At 67.6% G+C, this 20,291-nt stretch carries 17 protein-coding genes; 10 read left to right on the top strand and 7 right to left on the bottom strand.

The window, feature by feature from the left end; all coding sequences use genetic code 11:
- Positions 1-150 precede the first annotated feature (150 nt).
- Positions 151-1,596, top strand: coding sequence for a M48 family metalloprotease (locus IEV99_RS21200; protein WP_244644004.1), 1,446 nt, complete (start codon positions 151-153; stop codon positions 1,594-1,596).
- Positions 1,597-1,614: 18 nt separating this feature from the next.
- On the opposite strand, the gene IEV99_RS21195 is transcribed toward IEV99_RS21200, so the two are convergent.
- A complete protein-coding gene (locus IEV99_RS21195; RefSeq protein ID WP_188519845.1) occupies positions 1,615-2,484 on the bottom strand; it encodes an RNA polymerase factor sigma-32 in 870 nt (289 codons plus the stop codon).
- A gap of 164 nt (positions 2,485-2,648) precedes the next feature.
- On the opposite strand from IEV99_RS21195, the gene IEV99_RS21190 reads away from it, so the two are divergent.
- Complete coding sequence (locus IEV99_RS21190; protein WP_188519844.1) at positions 2,649-3,515, top strand: dienelactone hydrolase family protein; 867 nt, start codon at positions 2,649-2,651, stop codon at positions 3,513-3,515.
- 93 nt (positions 3,516-3,608) lie between these two features.
- On the opposite strand, the gene IEV99_RS21185 is transcribed toward IEV99_RS21190, so the two are convergent.
- The 5 genes from IEV99_RS21185 to IEV99_RS21165 form a co-directional block, all read right to left on the bottom strand.
- A complete protein-coding gene (locus IEV99_RS21185) occupies positions 3,609-4,217 on the bottom strand; it encodes a CarD family transcriptional regulator (protein ID WP_188519843.1) in 609 nt (202 codons plus the stop codon).
- Positions 4,218-4,546: 329 nt separating this feature from the next.
- Positions 4,547-4,885, bottom strand: a complete 339-nt coding sequence (fdxA, locus tag IEV99_RS21180) for a ferredoxin FdxA (protein WP_188519842.1) — start codon at positions 4,883-4,885, stop codon at positions 4,547-4,549.
- Positions 4,886-5,060: 175 nt separating this feature from the next.
- Positions 5,061-5,378 (bottom strand): RNA-binding S4 domain-containing protein, encoded by a 318-nt coding sequence (locus IEV99_RS21175; RefSeq protein WP_188519841.1) that lies wholly within the window; start codon positions 5,376-5,378, stop codon positions 5,061-5,063.
- Between the two features lie 4 nt (positions 5,379-5,382).
- The gene (locus IEV99_RS21170; RefSeq protein ID WP_188519840.1) at positions 5,383-8,817 is read right to left on the bottom strand and encodes a helicase-related protein; all 3,435 of its coding nucleotides are present in this window, start codon (positions 8,815-8,817) and stop codon (positions 5,383-5,385) included.
- 1,285 nt (positions 8,818-10,102) lie between these two features.
- Positions 10,103-10,990: a DUF3108 domain-containing protein gene (locus IEV99_RS21165; protein ID WP_188519839.1), complete on the bottom strand. Its 888-nt coding sequence runs from the start codon at positions 10,988-10,990 to the stop codon at positions 10,103-10,105.
- 300 nt (positions 10,991-11,290) lie between these two features.
- On the opposite strand from IEV99_RS21165, the gene rpmB reads away from it, so the two are divergent.
- From rpmB to IEV99_RS21150, 3 genes are all read left to right on the top strand, one after another.
- The gene (gene rpmB, locus IEV99_RS21160) at positions 11,291-11,596 is read left to right on the top strand and encodes a 50S ribosomal protein L28 (RefSeq protein ID WP_188519838.1); all 306 of its coding nucleotides are present in this window, start codon (positions 11,291-11,293) and stop codon (positions 11,594-11,596) included.
- 97 nt (positions 11,597-11,693) lie between these two features.
- The gene (locus IEV99_RS21155) at positions 11,694-12,302 is read left to right on the top strand and encodes a queuosine precursor transporter (RefSeq protein ID WP_188520286.1); all 609 of its coding nucleotides are present in this window, start codon (positions 11,694-11,696) and stop codon (positions 12,300-12,302) included.
- Between the two features lie 74 nt (positions 12,303-12,376).
- Complete coding sequence (locus IEV99_RS21150) at positions 12,377-14,584, top strand: primosomal protein N' (protein WP_244644003.1); 2,208 nt, start codon at positions 12,377-12,379, stop codon at positions 14,582-14,584.
- 32 nt (positions 14,585-14,616) lie between these two features.
- Here IEV99_RS21150 and IEV99_RS21145 read toward each other — a convergent pair whose 3' ends face one another.
- Positions 14,617-14,973 carry a hypothetical protein gene (locus tag IEV99_RS21145; protein ID WP_188519837.1) on the bottom strand — a complete coding sequence of 119 codons (357 nt, stop codon included), beginning with the start codon at positions 14,971-14,973 and terminating at the stop codon, positions 14,617-14,619.
- A 314-nt stretch (positions 14,974-15,287) separates the two neighbouring features.
- Between IEV99_RS21145 and IEV99_RS21140 the strand changes: the two genes are divergently transcribed.
- Genes IEV99_RS21140 through IEV99_RS21120 form a run of 5 tightly spaced genes read left to right on the top strand, consistent with a single transcriptional unit; the run spans position 15,288 to position 20,241 of the window.
- The gene (locus IEV99_RS21140; RefSeq protein WP_188519836.1) at positions 15,288-15,848 is read left to right on the top strand and encodes a F0F1 ATP synthase subunit delta; all 561 of its coding nucleotides are present in this window, start codon (positions 15,288-15,290) and stop codon (positions 15,846-15,848) included.
- The gene (gene atpA, locus IEV99_RS21135; protein ID WP_188519835.1) at positions 15,848-17,377 is read left to right on the top strand and encodes a F0F1 ATP synthase subunit alpha; all 1,530 of its coding nucleotides are present in this window, start codon (positions 15,848-15,850) and stop codon (positions 17,375-17,377) included. The genes IEV99_RS21140 and atpA overlap by 1 nt, the downstream gene beginning before the upstream one ends.
- Positions 17,378-17,412: 35 nt before the next feature.
- A complete protein-coding gene (locus IEV99_RS21130; protein WP_188519834.1) occupies positions 17,413-18,282 on the top strand; it encodes a F0F1 ATP synthase subunit gamma in 870 nt (289 codons plus the stop codon).
- A gap of 48 nt (positions 18,283-18,330) precedes the next feature.
- On the top strand, positions 18,331-19,770 hold the full coding sequence (gene atpD, locus IEV99_RS21125; RefSeq protein WP_188519833.1) for a F0F1 ATP synthase subunit beta: 1,440 nt from the start codon (positions 18,331-18,333) through the stop codon (positions 19,768-19,770).
- A 60-nt stretch (positions 19,771-19,830) separates the two neighbouring features.
- On the top strand, positions 19,831-20,241 hold the full coding sequence (locus IEV99_RS21120; protein ID WP_188519832.1) for a F0F1 ATP synthase subunit epsilon: 411 nt from the start codon (positions 19,831-19,833) through the stop codon (positions 20,239-20,241).
- Positions 20,242-20,291 lie beyond the last annotated feature (50 nt).

Here is a 20,291-nt window from a genome sequence, read left to right as displayed (position 1 = left end):
CGGAGGCTCAGCTCCGGAAATGCGGATTCGGCGTCTACGGCGTCGTGGTTGCGGCTGATCGCGGGTGTGTCGAGATTGCCAGTCTGTAGGGGCGGACACGCCCATTCGAGCATGAACCTGACAGGCGTCGCTGTTCGCGTCCGCGCTCGCGTGGTCCCTTTTGCCGCCGCACTGGCGCTTGCCCTGGGGCTGGCGGGTTGTGCGTCCGACCGAATCGGGTTCGGGGCCGGCACGGCGCCGAGCCTCCCCGCATCCGCGCCGCGGGTCACCGGCGTGGAGCCGGTCGGCAACCGCGAACACAAGCGGCTGGTGGCGAATTTCGGGGGCGAATACCGCGCACCTGTCGCCGAGCGCCTGCTGAACGACGTGATGAAACGCGTCGCGGCCGCCACTGATCGGCCGGACCAGCAATATCAGGTGACCATCCTGAACTCCCCGGTCGTCAACGCCTTCGCGTTGCCGAGCGGCAACCTCTACGTGACGCGCGGCCTGTTGGCGCTGGCGAACGACACGTCCGAGGTCGCGGCCGTGATGGCGCACGAGGTCGCGCACGTCACGCTGAGCCACGCCATGCAGCGGGCCGAGCTGGAGCGCCGGTCGGAGATCGTCAGCAGGGTGGTCTCGGAGGTCCTGAACGATCGGGACGCCCAGCAGGTCGTGCAGGCGCGGGGCAAGCTCACGTTGGCGAGCTTCTCGCGCTCGCAGGAGCTTGAGGCGGACCAGATCGGGGTGCGAACGATCGCAAAGGCGGGATTCGATCCGTTCGGGGCCGCGCGCTTCCTCGCTTCGCTGGGACGCCAGTCCGCCATGCGGGCCACCATGCTCGGCGAAAAGGGATCACAGGGACCGAACTTCCTGTCCACGCACCCGTCGACGCCCGAGCGCGTCTCCCAGGCGCTCACGGCGGCTCGCCAGATCCGGGCGCCCGGGATCGGCGACACGGATCGCGAACGCTACCTCCAGGCCATTTCCGGAATGACGTTCGGCGACGACCCCTCCGAGGGCGTCGTGCGCGGCAACCGTTTCATGCATCCGCAACTCGGCTTCGCGTTCACCGCGCCAGCAAGCTTCGTGCTGGAGAACTCCGCGTCGGCGGTGCTGGGCCTTGCGCCCGGAGGAGCCCAGGCGTTGCGCTTCGACAGCGTCAAGATGCCCGACGGAGTCGCGCTGCCAGCCTATATCGTGTCGGGCTGGATCGAGGGCGTCGAGGTCGGGCCGGTTGAAACGCTGACGGTGAACGGCTTGCCGGCCGTCACCACGGTGGCGAAAGGCGAGGAGTGGACGTTCCGGCTCGCAGCCGTTCAGGCGGGACAAGCGACCTATCGTTTCATTCTGGCGGCGAAGAACTACACGCCCGAGACCGACAGGTCTTTTCGGCAGGCGATCGAAAGCCTTCACCTGATGAGCCCCGAGGAGGCCTCCGGCGTCAAGCCGCTCAAGGTCGGGCTGGTGACCGCCCAGGCAGGCGATACGGTGGAGACGCTCGCAACCCGGATGGCGACGGACCGGCCTGTGGAGCGCTTCCAACTGCTGAACGGCATCGAGCGAAACGGCCCGGTTCGGGCCGGCACGGTCTACAAGATCATCGTCGAGTAGGGACGCGCCGAACGCCGTTCAGATCAGCACAGCGCTCGGCTCCGGATGGCTCTCCAGCAGGGCGCGGCGGAGCTTTTCCAGCGCACGGCTCTCGATCTGGCGGACACGCTCCTTGGAGATGCCGAGGCGGTCGCCTAGCGACTCCAAGGTCGCGGTTTGCTCCGAGAGTCTGCGTTCCCGCAGTATGTTGAGCTCGCGCTCCGACAGCACCGTCAGGGCGGACCGCAACCACTTCACGCGGCGCTCGGAATCGATCGCCTCTCCGACGGCTTCATCCGGCAGCGGCGCGTTGTCGACCAGGAAGTCGACACGCTCGGCCGCGCCTGAGTCGTTGTCGGTCAGCGGCGCATTGAGCGACATGTCCGACCCCGACAGACGCGCTTCCATGAGGGCGACGTCGTTGCGCGACACGCCCACCGCGGTCGCGATCTCCTGATGCACGTCGATCGTGCTGTCGCCAGCGGCCGACTGCGACAACCGGGCGCGGATGCGCCGGAGGTTGAAGAACAACGCCTTCTGGGCTGAGCTGGTGCCGCCGCGCACGATGGACCAGTTGCGCAGGATGTAGTCCTGGATCGACGCCCTGATCCACCATGTCGCGTAGGTGGAGAAGCGAACCTCACGCTCGGGCTCGAAGCGGGCTCCCGCCTCCAGCAAGCCAACATGGCCTTCCTGGATGAGGTCGGCCATTGGCAGGCCGTAGTGGCGGAAGCGGGCCGCGATCGCGATCACCAGGCGCATGTGCGCTGAGGCAAGCTTGTGGAGCGCCACCTGGTCCTTGCAGTCCTTCCATCGCACCGCAAGGCCATGTTCCTCTTCTCGCGAGAGGAACGGGGCGTCCATGGCCGCCTTCACGAAGGTGCGTCGCACACCCGAGATCTCACCCATGCCGGCCTCCGTATCGGATCCTGATTGTCTCTACGCGTTCGTGATTGGTCCGGATCACCGCCAGCCCTCCCAAGGGCCGCTCCGGCCTTGTGGTCCCCCGCGATCGCCGCCACCCTGACGTGGCCGGGGGCCTCACGTTCAACGTCAAAAGGGAGCATCGCCGCATGGCGCTCGATCGACGCATCATCGAACTCTACGACGAGTACACTCACAAGCCCCTGGCCCGCAGAACGTTCCTCGAACGCCTGTCGGCCTTGGCGGGCTCGTCGGCTGCGGCGAGCGCCGCCCTTGTCGCGTTGGAGCCGAACTACGCCCACGCGGCTCTGGTTCCCGAGACGGATCCGCGCATCGTCGCCGAGCGGGTGCGAACCAAAGTTGCGGGGGTGGAGATCGCCGGCTACCTGGCGCGCCCAAACGATGACGCCAAACACCCGGCCGTGATTGTGCTGCACGAGAACCGTGGGCTGAACGCCCATATCGAGGACGTGGCGCGCCGCCTTGCGGCGGCGGGCTTTCTCGCTCTTGCGGGCGACTTCCTGCTGCCGCTCGGGGGAACGCCGTCGGACGCCGATGCGGCGCGCGACCTGTTCTCGAAGCTCACGGGCGAGAGCGTCGTCAGCCAGGCCGGCGCCATGCTGACCTTTCTCAGAGACCATCCGAATGGCGGCGGAAAGGTCGGCGCGGTCGGCTTCTGCTGGGGCGGCGGCATGGTCAACATTCTCGCCATCCGTGAGCCGCGCCTCGGCGCCGGAGTCGCGTTCTATGGCGTCGCGCCGCCGAGCGAAGCCGTGGCGCGTATCAAGGCGCCGATGATGCTGCACTATGCGGGGCTGGATGCGCGCGTGAACGCCGGCATACCGGGTTATGACGCCGCCCTGAAGGAGGCCGGCGTCCCGCACACGATCTATGTCTACGAGGGCGTCAACCACGCGTTCCACAACGACACGAGCGCCGAGCGCTACAACCAGGAAGCCGCCACGCTGGCCTTCGACCGGACGGTTTCGTTCTTCAAGGAAAAGCTCGCGTCATGAGGCCCGCGCGCGACTAGGCCGAGCGGTCCCGTTCAACGAAAGAGCCCGGCGCGAAGCCGGGCTCTCTCTGAATCTCGTGGAAGCCGCAAACGGTCAGGCGGCTTCTTCCTGGTCGTCCTCGGCCTCGTTGGCGGCCTCCGGCTCGACCTCGGCGTCCGTATCGGCGTCAGCGGTCTTGAGGCGCTTCGGCGACTTGGCGAGCTGGGATTCAATCAGCTTCAGGGCCTCGGTCTCGTGAAGCCGGTTCACGGCCGCGACTTCGCGAGCCATCCGGTCGAGAGCCGCCTCATAAAGCTGGCGCTCGGAATAGGACTGCTCGGGCTGAGCGTCGGAACGATGGAGGTCGCGCACCACTTCGGCGATCGCGATCAGGTCGCCCGAGTTGATCTTCGCCTCGTACTCCTGCGCGCGGCGGGACCACATGGTGCGCTTGATGCGGGCGCGGCCCGTGATGGTCTCGAGCGCCTTGGTGACCAGCGTGTTCTCGGCCAGCTTGCGCATGCCCACCGAAGTGGCCTTGGCGGTCGGCACCCGCAGGGTCATCTTGTCCTTCTCAAAGGAGATGACGAACAGCTCCAGCTTGAAGCCGGCGACTTCCTGCTCCTCAATCGCCATGATCTGGCCGACGCCGTGCGCCGGGTAGACGACGAATTCACCCGTCTTGTAACCTTGGCGATTGGCGCTCTTCTTAGCGGTCGTCATATTCAGGACATCTCCCTGAGGCCGGGCCCAGTGGGCCAAGCCGCCACGTGCGAAGGCCGGCCGAAGCCGACGAATAACCCCGCGGCGCGAATTGAATACCCACGCCGTCTCATGATTCAGCCGAAAAATCGAAAACGCTTGCCAGTCCCGCTCAGCCACTAGCGGGGCATTTCACTCAAAGATTGGGACAGAGTAAGGGGCGAGCGCGCCAGATGTGATCGACTAAACACACCCTATCACAAATGGGTGTGTGAATCAAAGGTTTCGAGCCGCTGTCGCTTTGTTGCGGCAGCGACTCTCCCTTGCGGCGGGGCGACCCCTGGGTGGAATCAGTCGCCCTGGCCGGGATTCGGCGAGAAATATTTGTCGAGCTTGCCGGGTTCGCCGTCATGCTCCTTGGCGTCGCCGGGCGCGTCGCGTTTCACCGTGATGTTGGGCCAGCCCTTGGCGTATTCGGCGTTCAGCTTCAGCCAGGGCTCGAGCCCGGACTCGGTGTCCGGCTTGATCGCCTCGGCGGGACATTCCGGCTCGCAGACGCCGCAGTCGATGCACTCGTCGGGGTGGATGACGAGCATGTTCTCGCCCTCGTAGAAGCAGTCTACCGGACACACTTCCACGCAGTCCATGTACTTGCACTTGATGCAGTTTTCGACGACGACATACGTCATTGCGAACTCCCGGGCCGGCAGTGCCGGCGCAAGGACGAGGCGCGATCTGCGATCCGCGCGCACGTCCTTCGAATATCCGTCGCCTTTCACGATCGCGAAAAGACGTCGGGTTGGTCCCTCACGGTCGGATGCCTAGCCGAGACGCAAAGCGCTGGCAATACGCCGCCGTCGCGCCTTAGCCGCTCACGTCCTCATAGAGGGTCTGAGCGTCCGGAAAGGAGCCGCGTCGTTCGGCCACACCGGTGACACGGATCACCCGTACGGCGTGCGGCAGGGCCAGGGTCAGGACATCGCCCACCGCGAGCCCACGCGCCGGGCTGGTGACGCGCGCGCCGTTCACCCGGACGCGCCCGTTCTCGATCAACTCCGACGAGATCGTCCGGGTCTTGGCGAAGCGCGCGTAGACCAGCCACTTGTCGAGGCGCTGGCGATCGGCTGCGCCGCCTTCAGGCTCACGGTCTTGCGCGGACCCGGACCCGTGGCGGCGCGCCATGTGGTCAGCCCTTCTGCTTGGACTCGAGCTCAGCCTTCAGGGCGAGCAGCTTGGCGAAGGGCGAGTTGGGATCAGGCGCCTTCTCGCGCGGCGGACGATCGGTCCAACCGCCGGCGGGCTTTCCACCGCCGCCCGGCTTGCCGCCGAACTTGGCCGGGCCGCCACGGTTCGGGCCGCCCTTGCCGAAGCGGTCGTCGCGCCGTGGACCACGATGGTCGGGGCGTTCGCCCTGCGGGCGGTTGTCGCCGCGGTGATCCGGCCGACCGGCCGGCCGAGCATCCTGCCGATTTTCGCCGCCGCCCTCGGGGCGCGCGGGGCGCGGTCCGCGCTCGGGCCGGGGGCCACGATCGGGACGGGGGCCGCGCTCGCCTTGCGGCGCTTCGCCGGGGGCTGCGCCGTTGCGGGCGTGGCCGTTGCGCGCTTGGCCGTTGCGTTCCTGGCCACGCGCATTGCGATCGCGGGCGGGGCGCTGCCCACCCTGGTGGCGATGCTGGCGCCAGACCTCGATCAGGATCGGCTCGGCGGGAGCCGCCGGCTCGGCGGTTTCGGCCGGAGCGTCGGAGCCGGCCGCATCGACCATCGGCTGGGCCGTGAGGGCGGTCTCGGACTCGTCGGCCAAAGCCGGCTGGGCGACCGCCTCTGCGATGGCGGGCTGAGCCGCATCCTCGGCGTCGAGAGCAGCGGCAGCGTCTGCGGCCTCGGGCGCGACCCCGCGGACAGCGAAGTCTGCCGCGATGGCGTCGAGGGGCGTGGGCTCGGCGGCTTCGGAGCCGACGTCGGCCGTCGCGGCCTCGGCCGGCGCAGCCGTTTCGCCCCCTGGGGCGTCCGTGACCGTTTCGGTCGAGGCTGCTTCCGCGACGTTCGCGTCGGTGGCGGCTGCCTCGGCGGCGGAGGCTTCCGCAGGCGCATCGGCCGCCGGAGCGGCGGCCTGCACGGCCGGCGTGGTCGGCGCCATCGGGGCGAGCGCGACCGTGATGGCCGGGCCCGGGCGACGGTCGACGAGGTAGCCGAGCGACCGCAGGATCGAGGCGAAATCCTCGCCCGCGCAGCCGCAAAGCGACGTCATCGCGGTGGTGACCACGAAGCCTTCGCCATCGGCCGCGCCGGCCGGCGGCTCGCCGGGCGTCACGCCGGGGCGATAGTGGATGGCCGGGCGGATCAGGTCCGCCAGGCGCTCCAGGATGTCGACGCGCACGGCGCGCTCGCCGCAAACGCGGAAGCCGGCGGCGCGGTAAAGGCCGCGCGCCACTTCCTTGTCGACCGGGATGGAGGTGCGGCCCGAAGCCGCCAGATGCAGGATGTCGTCGAGGCCCTTGGGCTCGGAACCGCCATGCTTCAACGCCCAAAGCTGGGCCGCGAGACCCCGCGGGGCCGGCTTCAGCAAGGCCGGGACGGTGAGATGGTAGGCGCCGAAGCGCACGCCGAAATTGCGCAGCGCGCCGCGACCTTCCTGGTCCAGATGCTTCATCTCGTCCGCAACCTTGGAGCGCTCAAGCACGCCCAGCGCCTCGGCGATCTGGAACGCGAGGCCGCGCGCGATGCCGGTCAGCGTCTCGGCGTTCTCGAGCTTCAGCAGCGGCCCGAGCAGCTTTTCGACATGCGCCTTGATCCAGAGATCGAGGCGGGCCTGGACCTGCTCGCGCGAGCCGCCGGTGAGCTGCTCGTCCGCCAGAAGGCGAAGGCGCGGCTCCAGCAGCTTTTCGCCGGCCGTGAGCTTGGCGACCACCTCGCCCTGCCAGCGCACAGCGCCGTCATTGGCGAGCACGAAAGCGTCGTCGCCCGCGCCCGACAGCCGCGCGGCGCGCGTGTCGATCTCGTTGGCGAGCGCCTTCAGGGCCGCATTGCGCAACGCCTTGGCCTCAGGGCCCCCGGCCTGCGGATCCGGCGCAAACTGGAATCCGTGCAGCCGGCCGACCGCGTGGCCTTCGACGAGCACGTCGCCCGCCGCCGTGATTTCCGCCTCGAGCATCGCATTCTCTCTCAGGCGCCGCATGAGCACGCTCGTGCGGCGGTCCACAAATCGTTGCGCCAAACGCTCGTGCAATGCGTCGGACAGCCTGTCCTCTACCTGACGGGTGACGCGCTGCCAATGCTCAGGATCGCGAAGCCAGTCCGGCCGGTTGGCCACGAACGTCCAGGTGCGACCTTGGGCGATGCGGTTCGACAGGGTGTCGAGGTCGCCGTCCGTCCTGTCCACTTCGGCCACCCGGGCCGCGAACCAGTCCTCCGACAGGCGGCCGTCGCGCATGAGCTGGCGATAGATTGTGCCCACCAGGTCGGCATGGGCGGCCGGCGCCACGCGGCGATAGTCCGGCACTTGGCAGACGTCCCACAGCCGCGACACCGCGGTGGGGCTCGACGCGAAGGCCTTCAGTTCAGGATCGTGCGCAACCGTCTCGAGCGCGATCACGTCATCGGCCGGGATCGCGCGGGTGAGGCCCTGTTCGGCGGGATTGCGGTCCAGCGAGGCGACCAGCCGCGCGACGGTGCCGAAATCGAGCTCGGGATTGCGCCATTGCAGCACCTTCACGGCGTCGAAGACGTGGTCCTCCAACGACCGCGCGAGCTCCGTGTCGAAGGGCTCGCACCGGCCCGTGGTGCCGAAGGTGCCGTCGCGCAGGTGCCGGCCGGCGCGGCCCGCGATCTGGCCGAACTCGGCCGGATTGAGCCGCCGGTGCATGGCGCCGTCGAACTTGCGGTCGGCCGCGAAGGCGACGTGATCCACATCGAGGTTCAGCCCCATCCCGATCGCGTCCGTGGCGATCAGGTAGTCGACGTCGCCCGACTGGTACATCTCGACCTGGGCGTTGCGGGTTCGGGGCGACAGAGCGCCCATCACGACCGCGGCTCCCCCGCGCTGGCGGCGGATCAGCTCCGCGATCGCGTAGACCTCTTCGGCCGAGAAGGCCACGATGGCGCTGCGCCGGGGGAGGCGGGTGAGCTTCTTCTCGCCCGCGAAGGTGAGCTGCGACAGGCGAGGCCGCGAAACGATGTTGGCGCCGGGCAACAGCCGCTCGATCAGCGGCTTCATGGTGGCGGCGCCGATCAGCAGGGTCTCGGACCGGCCGCGCATGTTGAGCAGGCGATCGGTGAAGACGTGGCCGCGATCGCGATCGGCCGCGAGCTGAATCTCGTCGATGGCCACGAAAGGGACTTCGAGATCGCGTGGCATCGCCTCCACGGTTGCGACCCAGAAGCGCGCGCCCGGCGGCTTGATTTTCTCCTCGCCGGTCACGAGCGCGACCGCGTCCACGGAGGTTCGCTCGACGAGACGCTGGTAGACCTCGCGGGCCAACAGTCGCAGCGGCAGGCCGATCAGCCCGCCGCCGTGCGCCACCATGCGCTCGATCGCCAGATGCGTCTTGCCGGTGTTGGTCGGCCCGAGCACGGCCGTGACGCCGCGCGCGCGAATGGAAGGCGGAAGGGAGCGTGGCAGCATCGGACCTGGATATGGGGAGAGGCCGGTGCGCCGGCGAGCATGGGCGCGGCCATTGGCCAAGGTCGGGAGTTGTTTCGCGGAGTCGTTTAGCACGGAGCCGGGCGACGCTGGCACAAAATAAAGCGAACGAGCCCCGAACGAATCGGGGTCGAATCGGCGCTTGCGGGCGAGTCTTCCAGGACTCGGGCAAAGTTTTGCGGAGCGGCAGGTCGAGGCTCGTCAAGATCATCAGGTTCGGCGCCTGCGGCAACCGGAAAGAGGCAGGCAGGCTGGATTCACCCCAGAGTCGACCAGTCCCGGCAAGACTCACCGTTCGTGTTCGAAGTCTTGCATCTGCATGCGGGATCTTTCCTGCTCGGGTTAACGATTGGGCCAGGGCGCGAACAGATCGGGCCCGAATCACCGCAATCCCAAGCAACGCCTTGGTCGCGTGACGCTCTGCATTGGAGCGTGCGGACCGCGCGATAGGGCAGGCATTAGATGTTTCGTGCCGAAGCGGGAACCTCAAGATGCGCATGGACCCGCAGAGTTAACGATGAGCCGGAAGCCAGAACGGAGCGGGCACGAATCACTGGTGTGCAAGGCGGCCTATGGGACGAAGGGGGCTCCCGATGACCTGCCGCGCCCCTAGAACGTTAACCCGCAATCCCGTCGCGGGACGCGGCGTCGAGCAGCGAACGCCCAATGCCTTTCGACGGCCGATTAACGGAGCGGAACAGGCCGGAACAGAGCCGGCACGAATCGGCGCGCACTGGTTTGCGTCCTCGAGCGGCGCGGCCCTCGAGCGGTTTGTCAGCAGGCTCCGTAGCGGGCGTTGGTTAACGAGTGTCCCGGCGTGGGATCGGCTGGAACGAGCCTCGGTTTTCGTCAAAGGTTAACGAGCGGCGCCTACTCAACTCGATCATAGCTCGTCCCCCGTTCATGAAGCGGAACAGCACCGAACGGAGCATGCACGAATCACTGCGACGCCAGCGCCGGCCTAGGGCCGCTAACGCCGGCCTGCGCCGACGCGCGCCTTCACGACGCGGCGCCGTTAACCTGACGTCCCGGTGCGGGACTCGCTGAGTGGCGGTCAAGGTGGACAGAGTCTGAACCAGCCCGGGAGCAGAACGGGGCGCTTGCCTTTACGATTAGCCGTAACCCGGAACGGGACGGGCACGAATCAGCGGCAACCCTGTCCGGACAGGCGCTTGGGCGTTCTCGGGCCGTTCAAATGCGCAGCAAAAAAGCGCTCCGGCGTTAACCGGAGCGCTTCGTTATGGAGCGTCGCGGGGGCAGAGGTTGGTTAATTGCGCTGCTGCTCGGCCGGAGTGGCCCGGGCCGCCGTGGCGGTCGGCGCGCCGCCGGCGTCGGCCGTGCGGGTGATGCTGAACTTGGTCGCCTCGATCACGGTGGAGCCCACCATGGTGCGCACCGCGATCCGGACCGGCACAAGCGTGTGCGCGGATTCGACCGGCGCGAGCCAGGCCTCCATGTCGCGGTTGTCGGCCATGAACTGCGTCGCCTTGCGGCCGGTGCGATGGCCCGAGATCGGCGTGTAGCGCGCCGAGCAGACGACCACAGGCCCCTTGTAGCCGGGGACGTCCACGTCCTTCTTGCCCGTATAGCTGAGCGTGACGTCGAAGCGGCCGGCGCCGTCGAAGACCGGGATGGTGCGATCGCAGGACGCCGGCTCGAGCAGCGGCCCTCGGCCCGCCACCGGGAACAGGAGCGCGCTGACGGGATCCACCACGCCGCGCTTGTGGCTGTCGAGCACCGGCACGCGGTCGACCTTGACGTCCAGGGGCGGGTTGATCTCAACGGCCGCGACGTCGCCGGCCTTGAGCGCCATCTGGACGGTGTAAACTTGGCTTCCGCCCCCGGAGGAGAGCGCGTAGGTGGCGGGCAGGAGCTTGCCGCCCGCGTTGGCGCCCGTCGCCACGCCGGCGCCGCGCCCGCTGGTCAGCATGCCGGCGAGCCCGGTCATCCTGGCCTGGACGTCGAGCTTGTAGCTTTCGCGCGTCACCGACCCGGTCATGGAGGCGGTGCCGATCGGAAGGCCAGCCAGCGTGAGGCCATATTGAATGGCGACGTTGTCGGCGCGGGCCGGAATGGCGGCGATCAGAACGGCCGCCGCGATCGAGGCCGCAGCGGCGAGGCGAGCCTTTGAGCCTTGGGGGGGATTTTTAGTCATGGCGATCATGGTTTCCCGGTCTGGCCTCGCCAGATCCGCACGATAAGGTTGTTTCGCGCGCGAAAGCGTCGGATTCGTGGCGCGTTGATCATGGCTGATTCGCGGGCTAACAGGCGAATGGCAGCACCGGAGCACGCTTTCGTCGCCGGTTTGGCGGTTGACGCTGCTGCGGCTCGCCACTATAGAGCAGCCACCATTTGATTGCTGCGTGGGTTCCGGCGGCGGCCTCGGCCGCCTTCTGCTTTTCGGCGACATCGTCGTCGTGAGACCCGCGGCTCAGAACACGAAGGACGATCGACCATGGCGCGTCGGTGTGAGTTGACGGGCAAGGGTGTGCAGTCGGGCCACCTGGTGAGCCATTCGAACCGCAAGACCAAGCGGCGGTTTCTGCCGAACCTGTTCCATGTGACGCTTCAGTCGGACTCGCTGCAGCGCGCCGTGCGCATGCGCGTTTCGGCCCATGCGCTGCGCTCCGTGGAGCACCGCGGCGGCCTCGACGCGTTCCTGGCGAAGTCTTCGGAAGAGACGCTGTCGCAGGGGGCCCGCGAGCTGAAGCGCGAGATCGCCAAGAAGGCCGTGGCCAACGAGGCCGTGGCGGCGCTGTAAGCGCCTACATCCTTTTTGGATTGTCACGCCTGAAGCCTCGCCCCTTGGCGGGGCTTTTCGCGTATCGGACGGGCACCGGCCCAGGAGCGTCGCCATGATGTTGATCCCTGATTTCAGGACCCTGGCCCTGCCGGTCGTCGCAATGACGCTGGTCGTGGTGGCGTCCAACATCCTGGTGCAGCACCCCTTCATGTATTGGGGGCTCGGCGACTACCTCACCTGGGGTGCGTTTACCTATCCGGTTTCGTTTCTGGTGACGGACCTCACCAACCGCCGCTATGGCGTCGGCGTCGCACGCAAGCTCGTGATCGTGGGCTTCGTAATCGCGGTGGCGCTGTCTTTCGCTTTGGCGACGCCCCGCATCGCGATTGCGTCCGGAACAGCGTTCCTGGTCGGCCAGCTTCTCGACGTCTCGGTGTTCAACCAGTTGCGGCGGCAGACCTGGTGGCGCGCCCCGCTGGTGGGCAGCGTCGTGGGTTCGGCGCTCGATACGCTGCTGTTCTTCTCGATCGCGTTTGCGGGCGACCCGGAAATGTCCGTGATGATCCCGTTCCTGGGCCAGCATCCGATGGCGCTCTGGCAGAGCCTTGCGATCAGCGACTTCGCCGTGAAGCTCGTGATCGCGCTTTTGGCGCTCCTGCCTTACGGCGCGCTGATGGCCGTGATCCTGCCTGTGGAAAAGGCCGAGCCGCAGCCGGCGCGCTGAGGCCCGGGCCCGACGCGGCGCTGCCCGGCGTCCAAGCTGGCGCGGCCGTCGATCGAATCTGGTAAGCCTGCCCAATGGCGATGGCGGACGCTCCCGACACGGATACCGAAGCGCAAGGCGCATTGATCGCCGAGGTGCTGACGCCGGTCGCGCTGGACCAGTGCTACTCCTACGCGGTTCCTGATCACCTCGATCTTGCGCCCGGCTGCGTCGTGCAGGCGCCGTTCGGCCCGCGCGAGACGGTGGGCGTCGTGTGGGAGCTTCGCCGTGGGGCTGCCGGCTCCAACCTCAAGAAAATCACCGCGAAGATCGCCTGCCCGCCGCTGTCCAATAACTTGCGCAAGCTGGTCGACTGGGTGGCGCGCTACACGCTCGCGCCGAAGGGCATGGTGCTGCGCATGGCCCTGCGCGCGCCAGATCCGGACGCCTCGCCGGAGCGCATCACCACGGGCGTGCGCCTCTCGGGCCCGCCGCCGAGCCGCATGACGCCGGCCCGGCAGCGCGTGCTGGCGGCCGCAGAGGGCGGTTTCGCCCTGCCCAAGCGCGCGCTGGCGGACGCCGCGGCCGTGAGCGTCGGCGTGATCGACGGCCTTGTCGACGAGGGCACGCTCGAAACGGTCGGCATCCCGCCGCCGCCCATCGCGCCGCGGCCTGATCCCGACCACCAGCATCCTGTTTTGGAAGCCGGGCAGGCCGACGCGGCCCAAATCCTGCGCGACGCCGTTCTCGCCAAAACATTTTCGGTGACGCTGCTCGAAGGCGTCACCGGCTCGGGCAAGACCGAGGTCTACTTCGAGGCGGTCGCCGAAGCGATCCGGCTCGGCCGGCAAACCCTCATCATGCTGCCCGAGATCGCCCTGACGGCGCAGTTTCTCCAGCGGTTTGAGCAGCGCTTCGGCGTGCGGCCGGCGGAGTGGCATTCGGGCGCGACCGGGCGGCGGCGCGAGCGCACGCATGCGGCGGTGGCGTCCGGCGAGGCGCTCGTGGTGGCGGGCGCGCGCTCGGCGCTGTTCCTGCCGTTCCGGGATCTCGGCCTCGTGGTCGTCGACGAGGAGCACGAGCACGCGTTCAAGCAGGAAGACGGCGTCCACTACCACGCCCGCGACATGGCGGTGGTGCGTGGCCGCATCGAGGGCGCGCCCGTGGTGCTGGCCTCCGCGACGCCCTCGATCGAGAGCCGCGTCAACGCGCAGCTCGGGCGCTACGGACATGTGCGGCTGCCCGAGCGCTTCGGCGGCCGGGCGATGCCGGACCTCGCCGCCATCGATATGCGCCGGGATGGACCGCCGCGCGGGAGTTGGCTGTCGCCCAGGCTCGTCACCGCCGTGCGCGAGACGCTGGAGCGGGGCGAGCAGTCGCTGCTTTACCTCAACCGCCGCGGCTACGCGCCACTGACGCTGTGCAATGCGTGCGGGCATCGCTTCCAATGCCCCAATTGCACGGCCTGGCTGGTGGAGCACCGCTTTCGCCGGGCGCTGGTGTGCCACCATTGCGGCCATGTGGAGCGCCGGCCGGACGCCTGCCCGTCCTGCGGAGCGCTGGACTGCCTCGCGGCCTGCGGCCCCGGCGTCGAGCGCCTCGCTGAGGAGGTGGCCGAGACGTTCCCGGGCGCCCGCGCGCTGGTGCTCTCTTCCGATTTTCCGGGCGGGACCGAGCGGCTGAAACGCGAGCTGGAGGCGGTGGCCGAGGGTGAGTTCCAGATCGTTATCGGCACGCAGCTGGTTGCCAAGGGCCACAATTTCCCGATGCTCTCGCTGGTGGGCGTCGTGGACGCCGATCTCGGCCTTGCGTCCGGCGATCCGCGCGCCGGCGAGCGGACGTTCCAGATCCTCCAGCAGGTCACCGGCCGGGCCGGCCGCGGCGCGACGTCCGGACGGGCGCTGCTGCAAAGCTTCCAGCCCGATCACCCGGTGCTGAAGGCGCTGCTCTCGGGCGATGCAGAGCGCTTCTATAAGGAAGAGATCGCGATGCGGCAGGCGGCGGGTCTGCCGCCATTTGGCCGGCTTGCGGCCATTGTCGTATCGGCCGACGAGCGCGGCCCGGCCGAAACCCACGCCCGCGCGCTGGCGCGTTGCGCCCCGCGCCACCCCGACGTCATGGTGCTCGGCCCCGCCGAGGCCCCCATCGCGGTGGTGCGCGGCCGCCACCGCTTTCGCCTCCTGGTGAAGACCGCCCGCGAGTTTCCGCTGCAGGACTGGCTTCGCCACTGGCTGCGCGAGGCGCCGAAGACGACCGGCAACACGCGGGTGCAGGTGGACGTCGACCCGATGAGCTTTTTGTAAGTGCGCGCCCGACATGCCGACGACAGCTAATTTCAATCCCAAATCGCCACTATCCCGATAACGCAAAAGAACACCGCCCACACATCATCTGACCAGATAGGCTCTGTGGCTACACGGCAACCGCTGGGGTTCCAGGGCAGATAAGCGAGCATCCGCTTATCGCCGAGATGGCTACGGAACAAGCTTAGCTCGACCGTGTGTTCATTCCCCTCGTGATCGCTAAACTGAAAAAGTGCGTCGTCCATGGTATCGGCGTCCTTGCCAGGTGTATGTTCGATCACCTCGCCCCACGCTGTAAGCCCGAAACGCGCATAAAGTGCGCCGTGCATGAGCAAAAGGATCGCGATCGCCAGCAAGGCAAGGGACGAGCATACTTTTAAAAGGACCATGGCCAGCCTGCGTTTTCAGCCAATTTTGTCGAAACGCTGGCGTCAGCGCCACGCATCTTGGGTTGAAGACTGAAGCCCACTCCTCCCCGAAAGTCGCGCACCTCAAGGGCGCCGCTCGGGTTGCGCACCCAAGATCATCATGCTAGTTCACGCGCGCCTTTCGGACCGGCGTCGGGACGGGTCAGCGCGCAGCGCGGCCGGTTCTTGCATGCGGGTCCGTTCCACCCCAGACGTGGCGCCCACGACAGTCCTACGCCGATCGTTTCGTGCGCAGGTTCGTGGCGCGAAGCGTCCGGACAGATGAGAGACGGCCGGTGGCTCAAGAGAACACGATCGTTTCCGGTGTGGCGGGCCGCTACGCGGCTGCGCTTTTCGAACTCGCCCATGAGGCGAACGCCATCGATTCCGTCGGCGGCGAGCTCGACCGGTTCGACGCCGCTATCCGCCAGAACCCTGACATGGAGCGCTTCGTGCGCAGCCCGGTGTTCTCGGCCGAAGACCAGGAGAAGGCCATGGGCCCCATCCTGGCGAACCTCCAGATCAGCGGGCTTTCGGCCAACTTCCTGAAGCTGGTCGCGGCCAAGCGCCGCCTCTTCGCTGTCCACGACATGGTGCGTGCCTATCGCACCCTGGCGGACAAGCAGAAGGGCGTCGTTCGCGCACAAGTCACCGTCGCCGAGCAGCCTTCCGAGAAGGTGTTGGGCGACATCAAGCAGGCCCTGAAGGATGTGGCCGGTGAGATGGTCGAGGTCGACGTCAAGGTCGACCCGGCGATCATCGGCGGCATCGTCGTGAAGCTCGGCTCCAAGATGGTCGATGCTTCCCTGCGCACGAAACTCAACGGCATTCGTACTGCGATGAAAGAGGTCGGCTGATGGATATCCGCGCCGCAGAAATCTCCGCGATCCTCAAGGAGCAGATCAAGAATTTCGGCTCCGAGGCAGAGGTCACCGAGGTCGGGCAGGTTCTGTCCGTCGGTGACGGCATCGCCCGCGCGTACGGGCTCGACAACGTCCAGGCGGGCGAGATGGTCGAGTTCGAGAACGGCGTGCGCGGCATGGCGCTGAACCTCGAGACCGACAATGTCGGCATCGTGATCTTCGGCTCCGACCGCGACATCAAGGAAGGCCAGACGGTCAAGCGCACCGGCGCGATCGTGGACGCCCCCGTCGGCAAGGGCCTGCTCGGCCGCGTCGTGGACGCGCTCGGCAACCCGATCGACGGCAAGGGCCCGATCGTCGCCGACAAGCGCATGCGGGTCGACGTGAAGGCCCCCGGCATCATCCCGCGCCAGTCGGTGCATGAGCCGATGGCCACCGGCCTCAAGGCCGTGGACGCCCTGATCCCGATCGGCCGCGGCCAGCGCGAGCTGATCATCGGCGATCGCCAGACCGGCAAGACCGCGATCGCGCTCGACACGATCCTGAACCAGAAGGCGATCAACGCCGGCACGGACGAGAGCCAGAAGCTCTACTGCGTGTACGTCGCGATCGGGCAGAAGCGCTCGACCGTCGCCCAGTTCGTGAAGGTGCTCGAAGAGCAGGGCGCGCTGGAGTACTCGATCATCGTCGCCGCCACGGCGTCGGATCCGGCCCCCATGCAGTTCCTGGCGCCGTTCACCGGCTGCACCATGGGCGAGTATTTCCGCGACAACGGCATGCACGCCGTGATCATCTATGACGATCTGTCCAAGCAGGCCGTCGCCTACCGCCAGATGTCGCTGCTGCTGCGTCGTCCTCCGGGCCGCGAGGCTTACCCGGGCGACGTGTTCTACCTGCATTCGCGTCTGCTCGAGCGCGCCGCCAAGCTGAACAAGGACCAGGGTTCGGGTTCGCTGACGGCTCTGCCGGTGATCGAGACGCAGGCCAACGACGTGTCGGCCTACATCCCCACCAACGTGATCTCGATCACGGACGGCCAGATCTTCCTGGAGACCGACCTGTTCTACCAGGGCATTCGCCCGGCCGTGAACGTCGGCCTCTCGGTGTCGCGCGTGGGCTCCTCGGCCCAGACGAAGGCGATGAAGAAGGTCGCCGGCAAGATCAAGGGCGAGCTGGCGCAGTACCGCGAGATGGCGGCCTTCGCGCAGTTCGGCGGCGATCTCGACGCCACCACGCAGCGCCTCTTGAACCGCGGCGCACGCCTGACCGAGCTCCTGAAGCAGCCGCAGTTCTCGCCGCTGCAGATGGAAGAGCAGGTCGCGGTGATCTACGCCGGCGTGAACGGCTACCTCGACCAGCTGCCCGTGAACCGCGTCCGCGCGTTCCAGGACGGCCTGCTCGGGCTGCTGCACACGTCCCACAAGGAGCTTCTGGATGCGATCCGCACCTCGAAGGACCTGTCGGACGACAGCGCCAAGAAGCTGAAGGACGCGGTGGACTCGTTCGCCAAGTCGTTCGCCTGACGCATCGCCTGAGCTGATACGAGGAAGGGCGGGCAATGGCTTCGCTGAAGGATCTGCGCAATCGCATCGCCTCCGTGAAGGCGACGCAGAAGATCACCAAGGCCATGCAGATGGTCGCGGCGGCTAAGCTGCGCCGCGCCCAGATGGCGGCTGAGGCCGCGCGTCCCTTTGCGGAGCGCATGTCGGCGGTGCTCGCAAACGTGGCGGGCGGCGTCACGTCGGGCGGCCCGGTGCTGCTCTCCGGCAATGGCAAGAGCGACGTGCAACTGCTCGTCGTGTTCACGGGTGAGCGCGGCCTTGCGGGCGCGTTCAACTCGTCGATCGCCCGTCTGGCGCGCGAGCGCATCCTGTCGCTGCAGGCGCAGGGCAAGACGGTGAAGATCCTGTGCGTCGGCAAGAAGGGCTACGACATCCTTCGCCGGCAGTTCGCCAGCCTGATCGTCGACTTCATCGAGCTGCGCTCGGTGCGGACGCTGGGCTACGATACGGCCGACATGATCGGCAAGAAGATCATCGGCATGTTCGAGGCCGGCGAGTTCGACGTCGCGACGATCTTCTTCTCGCGCTTCCAGTCGGTGATCGCCCAGATCCCGACCGCGCAGCAGATCATCCCGGCCGAAATCCCGGCGCAGGCCGCGGGCGGCTCCACGGCCTCCTACGAGTACGAGCCGGACGAGAGCCAGATCCTCTCGACGCTGCTGCCGCAGAACATCTCCGTGCAGGTGCTGCGCGCGCTTCTGGAGAACCAGGCCTCCTTCTACGGCTCGCAGATGAGCGCCATGGACAGCGCTACCCGCAACGCCGGCGAGATGATCAAGAAGCAGACGATGACCTACAACAGGACTCGTCAGGCGATGATCACCAAGGAACTCATCGAAATCATCTCGGGCGCGGAAGCGCTCTGAGCCAGACCCCGGGCGCGCGAGCGCTCGCCAGACCTAAGGACTGAAACCATGGCCACCACCTTCCAGGCAGGCGTCGCGACGGGACACGTCACCCAGGTGATCGGCGCGGTCGTCGACGTCCAGTTCGACGGACATCTGCCCGAGATCCTGAACTCGCTCGAGACCACCAACAACGGCGCGCGCCTCGTGCTCGAAGTCGCCCAGCATCTCGGCGAATCCTCGGTGCGCTGCATTTCGATGGACACGACCGAAGGTCTGGTCCGCGGCCAGCCGGTCACCGACACGGGCTCGCCGATCCAGGTTCCGGTGGGCGACGGCACGCTCGGCCGCATCATCAACGTCATCGGCGAGCCGATCGACGAGTGCGGCCCGGTCGCCAACGAGGGCGTTCGCCCGATCCATGCGCCGGCCCCGAGCTATGCCGAGCAGTCCACCGAGGCGCAGATCCTCGAGACGGGCATCAAGGTGGTGGACCTGCTTGCTCCCTACGCGAAGGGCGGCAAGATCGGCCTGTTCGGCGGCGCGGGCGTGGGCAAGACCGTGCTCATCCAGGAGCTGATCAACAACGTCGCGAAGGCCCACGGCGGCTTCTCGGTGTTCGCCGGCGTCGGCGAGCGCACCCGCGAGGGCAATGACCTCTACCACGAGTTCATCGAGTCCGGCGTGAACAAGAAGGGCGGCGGCGAAGGCTCCAAGTGCGCCCTCGTGTTCGGCCAGATGAACGAGCCCCCGGGCGCCCGCGCCCGCGTGGCGCTCACCGGCCTGACCATCGCGGAGAACTTCCGCGACAAGGGCCAGGACGTGCTGTTCTTCGTGGACAACATCTTCCGCTTCACGCAGGCGGGCTCCGAGGTGTCGGCGCTTCTGGGCCGCATCCCGTCGGCGGTGGGCTACCAGCCCACGCTTGCGACGGACATGGGCGCCCTGCAGGAGCGCATCACCACCACCACCAAGGGCTCGATCACGTCCGTGCAGGCCATCTACGTGCCGGCCGACGACTTGACGGACCCGGCTCCGGCCACGTCCTTCGCGCATCTCGACGCCACGACCGTGCTGTCTCGCTCGATCGCCGAGAAGGGCATCTACCCGGCCGTGGATCCGCTCGACTCCACCTCCCGCATGCTCTCGCCGCTCGTCGTCGGCGAGGACCACTACGCGGTGGCCCGCCAGGTGCAGCAGGTGCTCCAGCGCTACAAGGCGTTGCAGGACATCATCGCGATCCTGGGCATGGACGAGCTCTCCGAAGAGGACAAGACCACGGTGGCGCGCGCCCGCAAGGTCGAGCGCTTCCTGTCGCAGCCCTTCTTCGTCGCCGAAGTGTTCACCGGCGCGCCCGGCAAGCTCGTGCCGCTGGCCGACACCATCAAGGGCTTTAAGGGCCTGGTGGAAGGCAAGTACGACCACCTCCCGGAGGCCGCCTTCTACATGGTCGGCACCATCGAGGAGGCGATCGAGAAGGCCCAGCGCCTGGCCGCCGAGGCCGCGTAAGCCTTTGCTGATCCTGGCGGCCTCGGTCGCCGGGTTCGCTTGTTCCGGTTGGAGAATCTTATGGCCACGTTCCCGTTCGAACTCGTCTCGCCCGAGCGGCTGCTGATCTCGGCCGAGGTCGAGCAGGTCGTTGTTCCCGGCAGCGAGGGCGACTTCGGCGTGCTGAAGGACCATGCGCCGCTGATGTCGACGCTGCGCCCCGGCGTGGTCGTGGTCACCGGCCCGCAGAACAACACGCAGCGCCTGTTCGTGCGCGGCGGTTTCGCCGAAGTGTCCCCGCGCGGCCTCACCATCCTTGCCGAGCAGGCCATTCCGGTGGAGGACGTGTCGGACGAGGTGCTGGCCGCCGAGATCAAGGCCGCCGAGGCCGACTTCGACAAGGCCGGCAGCGAGGACAGCCGCCGCGCCGCGTCGGACCGCCTCTCGCACCTCGTGACGCTGCGCCAGACGCTGTCGCACCCGACACACTGAGGCCAAGCTTCACCGGATACGCAAAGGGCCGCTCGCGCGGCCCTTTTTCG

It is taken from the genome of Alsobacter metallidurans, from assembly GCF_014636935.1.
In the GTDB taxonomy this organism is placed as follows: domain Bacteria; phylum Pseudomonadota; class Alphaproteobacteria; order Rhizobiales; family Beijerinckiaceae; genus Alsobacter; species Alsobacter metallidurans.
This window is presented reverse-complemented; position numbering and strand designations above follow the sequence as displayed.